Below are 15,194 nucleotides of genomic sequence, written 5' to 3'. Positions count from 1 at the left end.
TCTTCACGTTCATCGGGACCTGGAACGACTTCCTCAACCCGTTGCTCTATCTGAGCAGCGAGGAGAACTACACACTCGCGCTCGGCCTGGCGTCGTTCCAGAGCGTCTACACCGCGCAGTGGGGCTATCTGATGGCCGCATCCGCCGCGGTGATCGCACCCATCATCGCGCTGTTCTTCTTCCTCCAACGCTACTTCATCGAAGGCGTCACCCTCACCGGCATCAAAGGCTGACGCGACCTCGATGACGACGGCATTCACAGGCGCACGGGAGCGGTCTCCCCCGGCGGTTGAGAACCAGTGCAGATCAGCAACCTGGCGTGGTAGCGAGCCGGAGTGAGGAGAGATGATGGTTGTGATGACGCCGCATGAACGGCAGCGAGGCCGCGCCACGGGTGTCCTTGAACGCCCCTCGTTCGCGGACGTGACGCTGGGCGAGGGCGTGCTGCACGAGCGTTGTGCTCTCAATCTGACTTACCTGGAGAGCCTCCGGCCGGAGAACCTGCTACGCCCGTACCTCTTCGAGGCGGGCCTCTGGAGTTGGTCTGGAACACTTGAGCCGACGGCCGGATCGGCTGCCCCTGCGGGTCCCCAGACATGGCATTGGGGTTGGGAGGCGCCGACGTCGGAGCTGCGCGGCCACATCCTGGGCCATTGGCTGTCGGCGGCTGCCCAGCTCCGCCATCAGCGCCCGCGCCTCGATGCCACCGCCGACCTGATCGTGGCGGAGCTGGCAAGGTGCCAGGGCTCCAACGGTGGTGGGTGGATCGCGCCGTTCCCCGAGAAGTACCTGGAGCGGATCGCGGCCGGCCATCGGGTGTGGGCGCCGCAGTACGTCATCCACAAGCTGCTCGCCGGATTGTTGGACATGGCCACCCTCGGCGGCAACGAAACTGCGTTCGAGATTGTCCGTGCCGCGGCGAACTGGTTCGACAGCTGGACCGGGCGTTTCAGTCGTGAGCAGCTCGACGACATTCTGGACTGGGAGACCGGCGGGATGTTGGAGGTCTGGGCGGGCCTTTACGGGTTGACCGGCGAAAGCACGCATCTGGCGTTGATCGAGCGCTATCGGCGCGGACGATTCTTCGAACCCCTCCTGGCTGGCGAAGACGTGCTCACCAACAAGCATGCCAACACCCAGATCGCGGAGATCCTCGGCTGCGCGAGAGCATACGAGGTCACCGGCGATGTCGAGTGGCGACGCATCGTGGAGGCATTCTGGGATCAGGCCATCATCAGCCGCGGGACGTACATCACCGGCGGTAGCAGCAGCGCCGAGATCTGGCAGCCAGCCTTTCAGCAAGCGGCACGGCTCCAGGACGTACAGGAGCACTGCACGGTATTCAACATGATGCGGGTCGCCGACTACCTGTATCGCTGGACCGGCGAGTCCGAGTACGCCGCATACTGGGAGCGAAACCTGATCAACGGCGTCCTGGCACAGCAGAACAGGCAGACCGGAATGGTCGCCTACTTCCTCCCTCTCGAGGCCGGAAGCCACAAGCGATGGGGCCATCCCACGCATGACTTCTGGTGCTGCCACGGCACGTTGATGCAAGCACACGCCAGCTATCTCGGCGCCGGGATCCACCTCGACGGGGCAGACCTACGACTTGGACAGTACGTGCCGGCAACGGCGACCTTGACCACCCCGGCAGGGCGGGTGGAGATCACGATCTCCCCCGACCCACGAAGTGGCCTGGTCTTCGGTCAACGGCGCACTGACGAGGGTTACCAAGGCATCCAACACCTGCACGTCCCCCCGGCGCCCGCAGAGCGTCCGTCAACGTCGCTGATCCGGATCAGGGTGCGCACCGAGCGGCCTGCCACCTTCGCTGTAAAGCTGAGAGTGCCGGACTGGGCCGTCTCGACGCCAACCCTCACGATCGACGGGCAAGGTGTCGCTCGCAACCAGGACGGCGACTTCCTCATAGTCCGCCGCCGATGGTCCGACGAGACGATCGAGGTCGGCTTCACCTCCGAGCTCAAGGCACACCCATTACCCGGCCAGCCCGGCTGCGTCGCCTTCACCGACGGGCCAGTCGTTCTGGCTGGCCTGGTGGAGGAGGAACGAGTCCTCGTCGCGGATGTGCACAACCCTGAAGCCGTGCTGCGGCCTGACCGCGAACGGGGGCACAGCTGGTGGAGCGCCCACACCCACCGGACGCAAGGACAGGATCGAGGTTTCCGGTTCATCCCCCTTCATGAGGTCACCGACCAGACCTATTCGATCTACTTTCCCATCCGTCCTGCTTGACGGTGCGTTCGGCTCACCGCACGTTCTCGCGCTCGGTGACAGCTCCTTACGCCCACAGCCACCGTAGCGACTCGGGCAGGATCGCGCCGCCGTGCTTGCCGTCGTGGGCGCCCGTGCCACCAACGAACGTGTAGTCGTATCCCCGGAATTTCAGCGCGGCCGCCATCTGCTGGTTGGCGAGCCACCAGTTCCCGGCTGGTGTGTCGAGATCATTCTCGCCGTCCTGCAGGAAAACCTTGATGTCGCGCTTGGCCCATTTCCGAATGTAGGTGGGACATTCGTGGCCGCCGCGGATGTCGGTGAAGCTGCCGATGTGGCTGAGCACCCGGTGGAAAGCATCCGGCCGCTGCCAGGCCACGGTGAACGAGCAGATGCCGCCGGAGGACAGCCCGCAGATGGCGCGCTGTTTGGGATCCGGCGAGATCCGGCAGGTCTTCTCGATTTCGGGAATCATCTCCTCGATCAGGAAGCGCGCGTAGGTCTCCGACATCGAGTCGTACTCGAGGCTTCGATTGGTGCTCTGCCACGGTGTCGCGGGCGGTGCCTCGCCGACGTGGCCGGGGTTGATGAAGAGGCCGATCGTGACCGGCATGTCCCCCTGGTGGATGAGGTTGTCGAACACGATGGGAACGCGGAACTGGCCGTCGTCGGCCAGATAGGCATGACCGTCCTGGAACACCATGAGAGCGGCCGGAGTGTCCGCACGATACTGCGCGGGCACGTAGAGCCAGTAGTCACGGACGGTTCCGGCGAAAATTTCGCTCTGCCACTCATGGTGGGTCACTTCGCCCCGCGGCACGTCCGCCTGAGGCTCAGACCCTTCGTGTACGCGTACTCCATCAGCGCGACTTCCTTTTCCCAACCTGTCGGAACGACACTCGACGTTCCCGCCGAAGCCAGCCTGACCTCAGGCGCGGAGTCTGTCCAGGGCGCCATGTGAAGTCCGCGTCCGAAGCTGGGCCGACGTCAGCCGACGCCAATGACACCATCGGATTCGAATGTTTCGGTCGCGTCCGCGGACGGAAGATTCCTTGACACGTTCAGATTGCGGATCTCATACTCCAAGCCGACCTCCGACGTCATGGGGCTCTGGGCGCGTGACACACATCGGTGTCCGCGTCCAGATGGGGAGAGCCGGTCGTCGCGACGATCCGCGAGGTCGAATCGCCCAGCAACCGCTGCCGAACGACGTCGTCAAGCCCGCCTTGCCCCAGAGGAGGTCGCTGTGCTCAGGTCGCCCGCTCGGATGAAAAGGACTCTCGTCACCCTCGCCGGTGTTTCGGCCCTGGCTCTCGCACCAGCGGTTGTCGCCACGATCGGGACATCCGCCAAGGCCTCCGTCACCACAGTGACCAGCGGCGACCGGGCAACAAAACGCGATGGGTTACGCGATGTGGGTCCGCGACGCGTACGCATCGGTAGTGCGGTTGCGGTCGGTGCTTTGCGTGATGACTCGTCCTACCGGGAGACGCTGGCGCGGGAGTTCAACTCTGTCACTGCCGAGAATGCCATGAAGTGGCAGAGCCTCGAGCCGCAACAGGGCGTCTTCAACTTCGGACCCGCCGACGAGATCGTCGACTTCGCCGAAGACCATGATCAGGCTGTCTACGGTCACACGCTCCTGTGGCACAGCCAACTCCCCACCTGGCTCACCGACGGAGTCGCCTCCGGCGACATCACCGATGACGAACTCCGCGCGATCGTCAAAGACCACATCCAGACCGTGGTCAGCCACTACAAGGGACGAGTCGAAGCCTGGGATGTCGTCAACGAACCCATGGCCGACGACGGCACCCTGCGGAAATCGATCTTCTACCAACACCTCGGCCCCAACTACATCGCCGACGCCTTCCGCTGGGCGCACCAGGCCGACCCCGACGCAAAGCTGTACCTGAACGACTACAACGTCGAGTGGTCCGACCCCGCCGATGGCGACTTCGACCACTACCGCCGCCACAGCGGCTACTACCAACTCGTCAAGAACCTCGTCGATGCCGGAGTCCCCATCGACGGCGTAGGCGTCCAGGGCCACTTCTCCATCAACGGCTACATGAGCCGAGTCACCGAGCCCTACGACCTGCCCCACCTGGCAGCGAACCTGCGCCGATTCTCCGACCTCGGACTCAAAACAACGATCACCGAAGCCGACCTCGGCATGCCCATGCCACCAGACTCGGTCAAACTCCACGCCCAGGCCTACGGCTACACCGCCCTGATGCAGATGTGCCTACAAACACCAGGCTGCGAGCGCTACACCGTCTGGGGCTTCACCGACAACTACTCCTGGATCCCCGGCCACCGCGCCGGATGGGGAGCAGCCACCCTCTTCGACACCGCCTACCAACCCAAACCCGCCTACCAAGCACTCCACGCCACCCTCACCCTCGCGAGGTACGGCCGTCTCGGTCCGCCGCCGACCGGAGGACTGCGGGATGTCATGCCGCGCGACATGCGGATCGGTAGTGCGGTTGCGGTCGGTGCTTTGCGTGATGACTCGTCCTACCGGGAGACGCTGGCGCGGGAGTTCAACTCTGTCACTGCCGAGAATGCCATGAAATGGCAGAGCCTCGAGCCGCAGCAAGGCGTCTTCAACTTCGGACCCGCCGACGAGATCGTCGACTTCGCCGAAGACCACGATCAGGCCGTCTACGGTCACACCCTCCTGTGGCACAGCCAACTCCCCACCTGGCTCACCGACGGAGTCGCCTCCGGCGACATCACCGATGACGAACTCCGCGCGATCGTCAAAGACCACATCCAGACCGTGGTCAGCCACTACAAGGGACGAGTCGAAGCCTGGGATGTCGTCAACGAACCCATGGCCGACGACGGCACCCTGCGGAAATCGATCTTCTACCAACACCTCGGCCCCAACTACATCGCCGACGCCTTCCGCTGGGCGCACCAGGCCGACCCCGACGCAAAGCTGTACCTGAACGACTACAACGTCGAGTGGTCCGACCCCGCCGATGGCGACTTCGACCACTACCGCCGCCACAGCGGCTACTACCAACTCGTCAAGAACCTCGTCGATGCCGGAGTCCCCATCGACGGCGTAGGCGTCCAGGGCCACTTCTCCATCAACGGCTACATGAGCCGAGTCACCGAGCCCTACGACCTGCCCCACCTGGCAGCGAACCTGCGCCGATTCTCCGACCTCGGACTCAAAACAACGATCACCGAAGCCGACCTCGGCATGCCCATGCCACCAGACTCGGTCAAACTCCACGCCCAGGCCTACGGCTACACCGCCCTGATGCAGATGTGCCTACAAACACCAGGCTGCGAGCGCTACACCGTCTGGGGCTTCACCGACAACTACTCCTGGATCCCCGGCCACCGCGCCGGATGGGGAGCAGCCACCCTCTTCGACACCGCCTACCAACCCAAACCCGCCTACCAAGCACTCCACGCCACCCTCACCCTCGCCGGTCCCTGCGTTCACGACGACCTGCGAGAGACAGTGGTGGTCGGCAAGGTCGACAGCCGGGTGCGGAACCGGATCAACGCAGAGGGCTGCACGATCAACGACCTCATCCGCGACGACCGCGACTGGGAGAGTCGCGACGCGTTCCTGCAGCACGTTCAGGACGTGACCAGCGCACTGGTCGCGTCGAAGCTCATCAGCCTCGGAGAGCGGGAACTCATCATGGGCGCGGCCAGCCGGTCGGACGTGGGGCTCTAGGAAAGGCGGCCCGGTTGACGGTGCGAAAGTGTGCTATCGGACCAGTCGTCTGACTGCGAGTTCGGCGAGCAGCGCGGCTGCGTCAGGGAGCACGGTGTCGTCGAACGCGGCTCGTGGTGAGTGGTTGGCGGGCGCGGTGTCGGGATCGTCGCTGCAGCAGGCGCCGAGGAAGACGTAGGCGCCGGGTACGCGTTCCAACACCCTGGAGAAGTCCTCGGCTCCGGTGAGCGGGTTGGCGAGCTCGTCGAACCGCTCCTCTCCGAAGACCTTGCGGATGGTTTCGGCTGCGAACTGGTGCTCGGCGTTGTGGTTGATGGTGGCCGGGTACTCGCGGGTGAAGCGCACGTCGGCGCGCAGTCCGTGTGCGGTCGCGATCTCCTCGCACAGCCTGACGGAGTGTTCGGCTATCTGGTCCAGTGCCTTGGCGGAGAACGTACGGATGGTGGCCTCGAACGAAGCGTCGTCGGGAATGATGTTGCGGCGGGTACCGGCGTGGAACGACCCGATGGTGACGACCACCGGGTCGAAGACGTCGAACCTGCGGGTGACCATCGTTTGCAGCGCGGTCACCATCTCGCACGCGGCCGGCACCGGGTCGAGCGCGGTGTGCGGGGCGGATCCGTGGCCACCGGATCCGACGACGCGAACGAAGAGACCGTTGGACGCCGCCAGCAAGGTCCCGGGCCGAGACGCGAAGACACCTCTGGGGACGAGCCCCGACAACACGTGCAGGCCGTACGCCGCCTCGACAGGTCTGCCGGCCGCCTCGAGCACGCCTTCCTCGATCATCAGGCCGGCTCCGTCGAAGCCCTCCTCGCCGGGCTGGAACATGAAGACCACATCGCCGGCGAGCTCCTCCCGACGGGCGCAGAGAAGATGGGCGGCGCCGACCAGCCCTGCGGTGTGGAGGTCGTGACCACAGGCGTGCATGACGCCCTCGTGCCGGGACGTGAACTCCTCGCCGGAGAGTTCAGTCACCGGCAGCGCATCCATGTCGCCGCGGAGCAGAACGACCGGCCCGGGCCGGCCGCCACGCAGGACCGCGGTGATCGACGACGGGCCGGTGCCTGTGCTGATCTCGAGCGGCAGGTCCTTCAGCGCGGCCAGCACGTGCGCCTGGGTCTTGGGCAGGTCCAGGCCGATCTCGGGGATCTGGTGCAGCTCGCGGCGCAGTGCGGTCAGCTGGTCGGCAAGCTCGAACGCGTCGTCTCGAAGGCTCATCGGGTCTCCCTGTCGCCGGAGTCGAGCGGTCGTCCACGCAGACGGGAACGATCCTACGGCGAACGATGTCGCGATCGTCGGTCCGAGAACTTCGGCCCATGCAGTCGTCGGAGGGCGTCGCTTCTCGATCTCCGCAGGTGGACCGTGACTCGGCCTCCGCTTGATCGTTAGCAAGTCCGTCCGATTTGTGTGACTTGGCTGATTACGGGGGAGTGTCGCGATGCCTGCTGGGCCGGGACAACCGCCCGAACGGCGGTGACCGCACCAACGGTGAAGACCGGAGCGGTGGCGGCGACACCGGTGAGGGCGACGACGACGGTGACGACGGCTTGGGTGGCGTGGTCGGGGGCGTGCTGGGTGGTGTTCTCGGCAGCTCGGCACTTGTTCCGAAGACGAGTTCCACTACTGCAGCCGCGGCCCCGGGGCCCGAGGCGACCGGCCCGAAGAACCCCCTGCGCTACGCCGGCGCCTATCAGGACACCACCACCGGCGAGGGCAACTACTACCTACAGGCACGCAACTACAACCCAGGGACCGGTCGGTTCACCGCCACCGATCCGATGGCAAGCAGTCGGCTCGCCATCTCCTCGTACGTGTACGCCGACAACAACCCGCTCGTGCACACCGATCCCACCGGCACCATGGTGGCACCAGACCCCGGGGGCGTGGGTCCCAGCACGACCACCGAGCCCGACCCGGGGCCGAGCCCGGAGGAGACGAAGAACCAGGGGCCGAGCCCGGAAGAGTTGGCCAAGGCACAGCAGATCCAGAGCAAGAGCGTGCTCGACGTCGTGCTGGAGGCAGGTGGCCAGATCCTCATGGAGGTCCTCGGCATCAACGACCTCCTCAAGTGCCTCAACGGCGACCTCGGCGCCTGCGTGTCAACAGTCATCGGGGCACTGCCCTGGGGCAAGATCTTCAAGGCCAAGAAGATCGCCGAAGCCATCTTCCGTGCCGGCAAGGCCGTCATCACCTTCTTCAAAGAAGTCAAGTGGGCCCGCGCCATCATCAGCGGTGCAGAGGACGCGGCCAAAGCAGCCAAGGCTGCCGCCGCCCGTGCGGCCAAGGCGGCGGCCCAACGGGCTGCCGCCGCCAGGGCCGCGGCTCAACGAGCGGCCAAGGCGGCGGCAGAAAAGGCGGCGGCTCGTGCGAAGGCCCTCAGATCCAAAGCCAAGAAGACCGGCGGAAGTCGCACCGACGACGCACCACGGCGTGGTCCCGACAACGCCGGCGGCAACAGCTCGGCCCCATCGTGCCCGGTATCGGTTCCGAAGCGGAACAGCTTCGTGGCCAGTACCACGATCCTGCTCGCCGACGGCACCCGCAAGCCGATCGAGAAGGTCCAGCCTGGTGACACCGTAGTCGCCACCGACACCACATCAGGAAGGACCGAGAAACGCCAGGTCACACACACCATCCGGACCGACGACGACAAGGGCATCGTCGACCTCACCGTCCGCACGAAGGACGGCCGGCACACCATCACCACCACCGAACACCACCCCTTCTGGTCAACGACCAACAACCACTGGGTGGACGCCGGTGACCTCGAGCCGGGCGACCGACTCCGCACATCCGGCGGTGGGTACGCTCAGATAGGCGCGGTACGGGAAGGAGGCGAGCGCCAGCTCGAGAATCTCGAACACGTCGCGTCCCTGCTGCGCGGTGAGGTACCCCACCTTCGAAGGCCCGACGGCTCTCACACCAACTGGTGAGGCGGCAGTCCGCAACAGTGAACTGGGTCCCGGAGCACCTGCCAAGCCGACCAGGCACGGCAAGCCAGCTGAACAGCCATGGTTCCACCAACGAGCCTCGGTGACGCCACTGATCTTGTGCAGGTCGGACCACGTCGCTCCGTCATCATTCGATCCTCGGAAGACCGTGCCGCCTGGGTCACCCCAACCGAGGTTGCCGAAGATCTCCTCATCGAAGTAGCCGATCCAGATGTCTCCGTGGTCGTCGAACAGCACGTGTTGGATGCCATCACGAGCCGTCGGCGGCGATGACGACCCGACAGGTGGCATCCGTACCACATCGCCATTGCAGCCTCCTGCCTGGTCACCGCCTGCTACGTCGGGACAACGGGTCCCTCGAGTTCACGTCTCCGCCCCCTCCTGCAACCGGCGGAATGTCTCGACGGGGTTGTGGCTGCGCATCACCCCGCCCATCACGGCGACGCCGTGCGCGCCCGCGCGACGCATGGCGCGGACGTTGTCCGGTGTCACACCACCGAGGGCGAACACCGGGATGCCCAAGGCCACATCGGTGAGGCGGCGAACGCCGTCCGCGCCAAGGGGCGGTCCGTAGCCGGGCTTGGATTCGGTGGCAGCAACCGGTGAGACGGTCAGGTATGCGGCACCGTCGATGGCAGCGCGGCGTACCTCATCGCTGGCGTGGCAGGAGCGCCCGTAAAACCGCGCTGGTGCGACATCACGCGGCGACTGGGCCGAGGAGAGGTGGACTCCGTCAGCGCCTGGCAGCCAGCGGCGGGCCGAGATAACCATGACGTCGTGGTCGCGGATGCGGCGGTTGATCTCGTGGGCCAGTGCGACGCGCGCAGCCTCGGCGAGGTCGAGCTCGCGGAGAATCAGGGCCTTGAGCCCTGCCTCTGCACACCTCCCGACCGTGTCGACAAGGTCGGCTCCAGGCGGCAACTGCGTGCGGTCCGTAAGCAGCAGGATGCGTGGGAGCCCAGACTCCAGGCCGGACCTCACCTCAGGTTCAGAGCCAGGCCCTCGGCGGGGCTGCACAGACTTCGTCATACGGCCACCCGTCCGGCCATGGGGGAGGAAGGGCGGGCGGTGGTCAGCCGTGGGATTCGCCCAGCGGCTCGTGCCAGGTACCCAGCCTCCACACCGAGGCGGATCGCCTCGGCCATCCCGACCGGGTCGTCCGCGCGGGTGATCGCGGTCGCCGCCATAACCGCGTCACAGCCGAGTTCCATCGCCTGGGCGGCGTCGCTTGCGGTGCCCACTCCGGCGTCGAGCACCACGGGGACCGCAACTGCCGCGCGCACTGCTTCGATGGCGTGGGGGTTCTGGATGCCCGAGCCGGATCCGATCGGCGAACCGAGCGGCATCACCGCGGCACAGCCGACATCGACGAGTCGCTGGGACAAAACCGCGTCGTCGGTGGTGTACGGCAAGACCGTGAAGCCTTGTCCTACAAGGGTTTCGGCGGCGTCGAGGAGCTCCACCACGTCCGGCATCAACGTCCGCTCGTCACCGATCACCTCGAGTTTCACCCAGTCAGTACCCAGCGCCTCGCGGGCGAGGTTGGCGGTGAGGACGGCCTCGCGGGCGCTGAGGCAGCCGGCGGTGTTCGGCAGGATGCGCGCGCCGGTCTCCTGCAGTGACGGAGCGATGCTCTCGAGCAGTGAACCCTCGCCGGTGTGGGAAGTGCGCCGCATCGACACCGTCACGAAGCCCGGGCGGGCGGTACGGATGACCTCGATGATCGTGCGGATGTTCGTCAGACCACCGGTGCCGACCCAGAGCCGGGAGGAGATCTCGACGTCGCTAATGGTGAGAGACGCCACGTCAGCCTCCCTGCCGGGCGGTGACGATCTCGACGCTGTCGCCGGATCGCAGGCCGGTCTGCTGCCAGGTGCTGGCGCGTACGACCTGGCTGTTGACCGCGACGGCGACGCTCTTCGGATCCGGCAGTCGCTCGAGCACCAGATCGGCGACGGTCGCGCCGGTAGGTACCTGTGCCGGTTCGCCATTGACAGTGATGTCCATCAGTTCCTCCTATCAAATCGGCCGGGGGAGAAGGGGTCGGCCGAAGACGTCGGGCACGATCCACCGCGGGACTCGATGTGCTCACGCAGGATGCGGGCGGTGATGGGAGCGAGGAGTATGCCGCTGCGGTAGTGGCCCGCCGCGAGGTAGAGGCCGTCGATGCCGCCCGGGCCGAGCAGTGGACCGTTGTCCGGGGTGCCGGGACGATTCCGCGCGACGACATCGAGGATTTCCGCGCGGTCCAGGCTGGGGACGAGCGTGCGAGCCGCGTCGAGCAGCCGGCCGATCCCGCCGATGGTTGGAACCGGCTCGCCGCCGTGTTCCTCGCTGGTGGCGCCGATGACCACCTCACCGCCGGCCCGGGGGACAACGTACACCGGTTCGCCGTGCACGATGGCCCGCACGGTGCGGGTCAGGCCCTCGCCGGACGACAGGTGGGCGCGGAGAATCTCGCCGCGGACGGGTCTCACGTATCGCCGCTGTGGCACCTGGTCGGGCAGGGCGTAGCCAGTGGCGACGAGCACGGCGTCGGCCGAAATGGTGCGGCCGTCGTCGGTCAGGACACCGTCCACCGAGGCGGAGGCGGTCGACGGCGTGGCTCGGCAGCGTTGGATGCGACGGTCCAGCAGCGCGAGCAGTGCCGCGGCGACCTTGCGCGGGTTCACGCTGTGGTCGTCGGGAAGCGAGGCTCCGCCACCGGCCCGGGCCGACAGCGTCGGCTCGCACTGCCGCAGCTCGCGCCGGCTCAGCTCCTCGAACGCGATGCCATGCTTGGCAAGCACGTCGAGTGTCCGGCGTACCACCTGTAGGTCATCGTGGTCCTGGCCGACCAGGAGTGTGCCGTGGCGGCGATAGTCGACATCGTGTCCCGACGTGGCCTCCAGCCAGGCGGCGTACTCCGGCCACAGCCGCGCGCTCTCCACGCCCAGGCGTAGGAGGTCCTCGTCACCGTGCCACGCCTCCCCGGCAGGGGACAGCATCCCGGCCGCGGCGTGCGTCGCACCGGATGCCGGCGCGGGGTCGAAGAGGCGCACGTCGTGACCGGCCCGCATCAGCTCGGCGGCGCAGGCGAGGCCGATGATCCCCCCGCCGATGACCGCGACCTTCATCGAGCGAGGGCGGTCGTGGCCTCCTCGTCTCCGGTACGCCATCGATGGGTACGAATGGCCGCAGCGATCTCGGCGGCTGCGGCTCCGGGGTCATCGGCCTGCGCGAGCGCGGCGATGACGGCGACGCCGTACGCACCGGCCCGCATCACCTCGGGTACCCGGTCGAGAGTGATGCCGGAGATCGCGATTGCGGGCAGGACCTTCGCCACGTCGGCAAGGGTGTGCAGCCCGATCGGGTCGGGAAGCCCCTGCTTGCTCGTGGTGAGGTAGATGGGGCCGACACCGACGTAGTCCGCGCCCTCGGCCTTCACCTGGCGCGCATGTTCGGCGTGGCGGCAGGTGCCGCCCACGAGGAATCCGGCGGGTGCGAGGCGGCGGGCGTGCCAGACCGGCAGGTCGTCGAGACCGACGTGCACACCGTCGGCTCCCGCGGCAAGCGCAACGTCAAGCCGGTCGTTGACGATCACCTTCGCCCGGTCGGCAACCCGGGCGACAACCTCGGCGGTCAGGTCCAGCAGCTCGCGGTCAGTGAGATTCTTCGCGCGAACCTGAATCGCATCGACACCGGCATCAACGACAGCTTCGATCGGCTGACCATTGAGGGTCGCAGAGTTGGTGATGCAGTGGAAACGGGGCAGCACGGGCGCTCCTCACTTCCTTCGCCGGAATTACCCGGATCAGGTTCAACGGTCGGAGCGGCGTCAGCTCCCTCTCAGCCCGCTGCCAGCGAGCACCCGCGTGGAGGTATGACCTTAGCAGGCCACGCGCGTCACCATTGTGCGAATGACACAACTCTTCACGACGGCGTTGGGGGCCTAACCTGACCTACCGGGTGACCGCGTGATCTATGGCTGTGGTGGCGAGTTTGCGGCTGATCGCGGAGGCGGCCGCGCGGACGGCGGGTGCGATGGTCGGTGTGGAAATGTGGTCCGTGCTGCCCGACAAGCTGAGTGCTGCGACGACCTGTTGGCGGTGCGTGATGCCGGCGGCGACCGAACGGGTGCCGATGGCGAACTCCTCGTTGTCGACGGCGAAAAGCTGCTTGCGGATGGTGGCGAGTTCGCGCCGCAACGCGGCCTCGCCCGTCAGCGAGTTCCGTGTGCGGCTGACCAAACCGTGCTCGCACATCACCTTCTCCAGCAGGTCTGGCACTGCGAAGGCGAGCAGCAGCTTGCCCGATCCTGTGCAGGTCAAGGGCTGCCGACCACCGACCCGGGTGTCGAGCCGGACGCTGCGACGTCCGGAGATCTTCTGCAGGTAGACAACGTCGGTGCCGTCGAGAATGGCGAGCTGCACGGTTGCATGGGTGATCTCGTACAGGTCCTGCATGTAGGGGAGGGCTGCGTCCCGGAGGCCGAGGCCTCGATGTTCGGCGCGTGACCCGAGTTCGAAGAGTCGAAGGCCGAGAGCGACTCCATCATCGATCGGCTGCAGCAGGCGTGTGGTGACCAGATCGGCGACGATGCGGTTCGCGGTCGCCTTCGGCAGCCTGGTGCGCTCGATGATGCGGGTGCGGGTAACCACCGGCCCGTCGGATCCGACGGTTTCCAGGATCGACAGTACCTTCTCCAGCATGGATCGCGGGCTCGCAGCGTGACTCATTCAATGAGCCTATGTCTTCCACGGAACGGCCGCTGAGCTTAGCGTTCGGCAGATAATCACGACGACCGACCTGCCGAGCGTCCGGACGATCTGCCAATCCTGGAACGAGATGTCGTCCGGATACTCCGTCCTCGACGCGGACGACAAGGTCCTGCTGCTGAAGACAACTGAATCCACCGACCCGATTGTCGGCACCGTCTGGGAACTTCCCGGCGGAGGCATCGAAGCGGGCGGGGGTTGGGCCGATGCCGCCGGTCGCGAGCTGCACGACGAGACCGGCCTCACCACCGACGCAACCCACCTGAGTGAGCCGGCCTGGCAGCGAACAGCCACCTACCGCTACCGCGGTCACCGACGCCTGCAGCACGAACGAGTAGTAATGGTTCGCCTTCCAGAACGCCAGCCCCAGGTCAGCGGACGCAATCGGACCGACGACGAGCGGAACGACTGCATCGGATCGCGGTGGTGGCCGATCGAGGAGATCGTCAACAGCTCGGAACGGTTCTATCCCGGCCGCCTGCCGAGTCTGCTGCCCCGGGTCCTCAGCGGCCAGCCCGTCACCGAGCCGTTCGAACGCTGGCCCTGAAGCCGCGCTGTCACGAACCGCGCCCCGATCCCTGTCGCATCTACATCCGAACCGCTTGTGAGAAAGGTCAGCCATGCGTTCTCTTGTCGTCGACCATTCCGTACCCGGACACATCCGCCTCGGCGAGGCACCGGAACCGGAGCCGGGCCCGGCTCAGGTTCTGATCGACGTGAAGACGGCGTCGCTCAACTGTGGTGAGCTGGCTTATGCGCGCGGCGCTGCCGAGGAGGGCACCGTGCTGGGCTGGGACACGGCCGGCGTCGTACGTCGTGGCGCTGGTGACGGCTCCGGGCCGGCCGTCGGCACGCGGGTGGTCGGCTTCGCTGGGTCGGGCGGCTGGGCGGAGCGACGGGCGCTGGACAGCGCCGATGTCGCGGTCGTTCCCGACGATGTGGAGCTCGGTGCTGCGGTGACCTTGCCGGTGGCGGGCGGTACGGCGCTGCGGGCCCTACGACGGCTCGGCTTCGTCGCGGGCGAGCGCGTCCTGGTGACCGGTGCGTCGGGGGGAGTCGGGCGGTTCGCCGTGCAGATCGCGGCGCTTGCGGGCGCCCACGTGATCGCTAGCGTGGGCAGTCCCGAACGCGGCGAGGGCCTGGCCGAGCTCGGCGCGGCGGAGGTGGTCGTCGGCCTCGATGCGATCGACGAACCGTTGTTCGGCGTGATCGACAACGTGGGCGGGCCGCAGCTGGTGCAGGCGTTCGGGCTCCTGGGCGAGGGCGGCTCGATCCAGTCGATCGGCGGCACCTCGGGTGAGCCGGCGGTCTTTGCCCCGTACGGCACTGTGGGGTTGTACCGGAAGATCGAGGCGTTCGACAACACGCTCGGCGACATGGGGCGGCACCTGGCGCCCCTCCTGCGCTGGCTCGCCGCCGGGAAGCTTGACCCGCAGATTGGCTGGCGCGGCGACTGGAGCCGCGCGGGCGAGGCGGTCGAGCTACTGATCGGCCGCAAGCTACCAGGCAAGGCAGTGCTCGAGATCGCGTAGGGCTGCCCGG

General features: G+C 66.7%; 13 protein-coding genes, 1 pseudogene and 1 riboswitch. Of the genes and pseudogenes, 6 read left to right on the top strand and 8 right to left on the bottom strand.

The window, feature by feature from the left end; all coding sequences use genetic code 11:
- Both ABN034_RS14430 and ABN034_RS14425 read left to right on the top strand, forming a co-directional pair.
- Positions 1-233, top strand: a pseudogene (locus ABN034_RS14430) (carbohydrate ABC transporter permease); the annotation flags it as partial.
- A gap of 124 nt (positions 234-357) precedes the next feature.
- Entirely contained in the window at positions 358-2,256 is a 1,899-nt protein-coding gene (locus ABN034_RS14425; protein WP_349691498.1) for a beta-L-arabinofuranosidase domain-containing protein, read from the top strand.
- Between the two features lie 46 nt (positions 2,257-2,302).
- Here the strand turns inward: ABN034_RS14425 and ABN034_RS14420 are convergent, their stop codons facing one another.
- Positions 2,303-3,055: an alpha/beta hydrolase gene (locus ABN034_RS14420; protein WP_349691497.1), complete on the bottom strand. Its 753-nt coding sequence runs from the start codon at positions 3,053-3,055 to the stop codon at positions 2,303-2,305.
- Positions 3,056-3,502: 447 nt separating this feature from the next.
- Between ABN034_RS14420 and ABN034_RS14415 the strand changes: the two genes are divergently transcribed.
- The gene (locus ABN034_RS14415) at positions 3,503-5,941 is read left to right on the top strand and encodes an endo-1,4-beta-xylanase (RefSeq protein WP_349691496.1); all 2,439 of its coding nucleotides are present in this window, start codon (positions 3,503-3,505) and stop codon (positions 5,939-5,941) included.
- Positions 5,942-5,974: 33 nt separating this feature from the next.
- Here the strand turns inward: ABN034_RS14415 and ABN034_RS14410 are convergent, their stop codons facing one another.
- Positions 5,975-7,162 (bottom strand): M20 metallopeptidase family protein, encoded by a 1,188-nt coding sequence (locus ABN034_RS14410; protein ID WP_349691495.1) that lies wholly within the window; start codon positions 7,160-7,162, stop codon positions 5,975-5,977.
- Between the two features lie 194 nt (positions 7,163-7,356).
- Between ABN034_RS14410 and ABN034_RS14405 the strand changes: the two genes are divergently transcribed.
- The gene (locus tag ABN034_RS14405) at positions 7,357-8,877 is read left to right on the top strand and encodes an RHS repeat-associated core domain-containing protein (RefSeq protein WP_349691494.1); all 1,521 of its coding nucleotides are present in this window, start codon (positions 7,357-7,359) and stop codon (positions 8,875-8,877) included.
- A gap of 381 nt (positions 8,878-9,258) precedes the next feature.
- On the opposite strand, the gene ABN034_RS14400 is transcribed toward ABN034_RS14405, so the two are convergent.
- The 6 genes from ABN034_RS14400 to ABN034_RS14375 form a co-directional block, all read right to left on the bottom strand.
- Positions 9,259-9,876: a thiamine phosphate synthase gene (locus ABN034_RS14400; protein ID WP_349691493.1), complete on the bottom strand. Its 618-nt coding sequence runs from the start codon at positions 9,874-9,876 to the stop codon at positions 9,259-9,261.
- Between the two features lie 44 nt (positions 9,877-9,920).
- Positions 9,921-10,700 carry a thiazole synthase gene (locus tag ABN034_RS14395; RefSeq protein WP_349691492.1) on the bottom strand — a complete coding sequence of 260 codons (780 nt, stop codon included), beginning with the start codon at positions 10,698-10,700 and terminating at the stop codon, positions 9,921-9,923.
- Position 10,701: 1 nt separating this feature from the next.
- Positions 10,702-10,902: a sulfur carrier protein ThiS gene (thiS, locus tag ABN034_RS14390; RefSeq protein ID WP_349691491.1), complete on the bottom strand. Its 201-nt coding sequence runs from the start codon at positions 10,900-10,902 to the stop codon at positions 10,702-10,704.
- Complete coding sequence (gene thiO / locus ABN034_RS14385) at positions 10,902-12,011, bottom strand: glycine oxidase ThiO (RefSeq protein ID WP_349691490.1); 1,110 nt, start codon at positions 12,009-12,011, stop codon at positions 10,902-10,904. The genes thiS and thiO overlap by 1 nt, the downstream gene beginning before the upstream one ends.
- The gene (gene thiE, locus ABN034_RS14380; RefSeq protein ID WP_349691489.1) at positions 12,008-12,652 is read right to left on the bottom strand and encodes a thiamine phosphate synthase; all 645 of its coding nucleotides are present in this window, start codon (positions 12,650-12,652) and stop codon (positions 12,008-12,010) included. Before thiE ends, thiO begins: the two co-directional genes overlap by 4 nt.
- Positions 12,649-12,759: riboswitch (TPP riboswitch) on the bottom strand. (Overlaps the previous gene by 4 nt.)
- A gap of 77 nt (positions 12,760-12,836) precedes the next feature.
- Positions 12,837-13,613 carry an IclR family transcriptional regulator gene (locus tag ABN034_RS14375; RefSeq protein ID WP_349691488.1) on the bottom strand — a complete coding sequence of 259 codons (777 nt, stop codon included), beginning with the start codon at positions 13,611-13,613 and terminating at the stop codon, positions 12,837-12,839.
- Positions 13,614-13,722: 109 nt separating this feature from the next.
- Here ABN034_RS14375 and ABN034_RS14370 point away from each other — a divergent pair, with 109 nt between their 5' ends.
- Positions 13,723-14,199, top strand: a complete 477-nt coding sequence (locus ABN034_RS14370; protein ID WP_349691487.1) for an NUDIX domain-containing protein — start codon at positions 13,723-13,725, stop codon at positions 14,197-14,199.
- Between the two features lie 73 nt (positions 14,200-14,272).
- Entirely contained in the window at positions 14,273-15,184 is a 912-nt protein-coding gene (locus ABN034_RS14365) for a zinc-binding dehydrogenase (RefSeq protein ID WP_349691486.1), read from the top strand.
- Positions 15,185-15,194 lie beyond the last annotated feature (10 nt).

This window comes from Actinopolymorpha sp. B11F2 (assembly GCF_040195635.1).
Classification (GTDB): Bacteria; Actinomycetota; Actinomycetes; order Propionibacteriales; family Actinopolymorphaceae; genus Thermasporomyces.
The sequence above is the reverse complement of the archived record's forward strand: the minus strand, read 5'-3'. Positions and strand labels throughout refer to the sequence as shown.

Bases quoted from the DNA above. Each gene is read 5' to 3' on its own strand.
- ABN034_RS14425 (WP_349691498.1), top strand. From the start codon at position 358: ATGACGCCGCATGAACGGCAGCGAGGCCGCGCCACGGGTGTCCTTGAA.
- ABN034_RS14415 (WP_349691496.1), top strand. From the start codon at position 3,503: ATGAAAAGGACTCTCGTCACCCTCGCCGGTGTTTCGGCCCTGGCTCTC.
- ABN034_RS14410 (WP_349691495.1), bottom strand. From the start codon at position 7,162: ATGAGCCTTCGAGACGACGCGTTCGAGCTTGCCGACCAGCTGACCGCA.
- thiS (WP_349691491.1), bottom strand. From the start codon at position 10,902: ATGGACATCACTGTCAATGGCGAACCGGCACAGGTACCTACCGGCGCG.
- thiO (WP_349691490.1), bottom strand. From the start codon at position 12,011: ATGAAGGTCGCGGTCATCGGCGGGGGGATCATCGGCCTCGCCTGCGCC.
- ABN034_RS14375 (WP_349691488.1), bottom strand. From the start codon at position 13,613: ATGAGTCACGCTGCGAGCCCGCGATCCATGCTGGAGAAGGTACTGTCG.
- ABN034_RS14370 (WP_349691487.1), top strand. From the start codon at position 13,723: ATGTCGTCCGGATACTCCGTCCTCGACGCGGACGACAAGGTCCTGCTG.
- ABN034_RS14365 (WP_349691486.1), top strand. From the start codon at position 14,273: ATGCGTTCTCTTGTCGTCGACCATTCCGTACCCGGACACATCCGCCTC.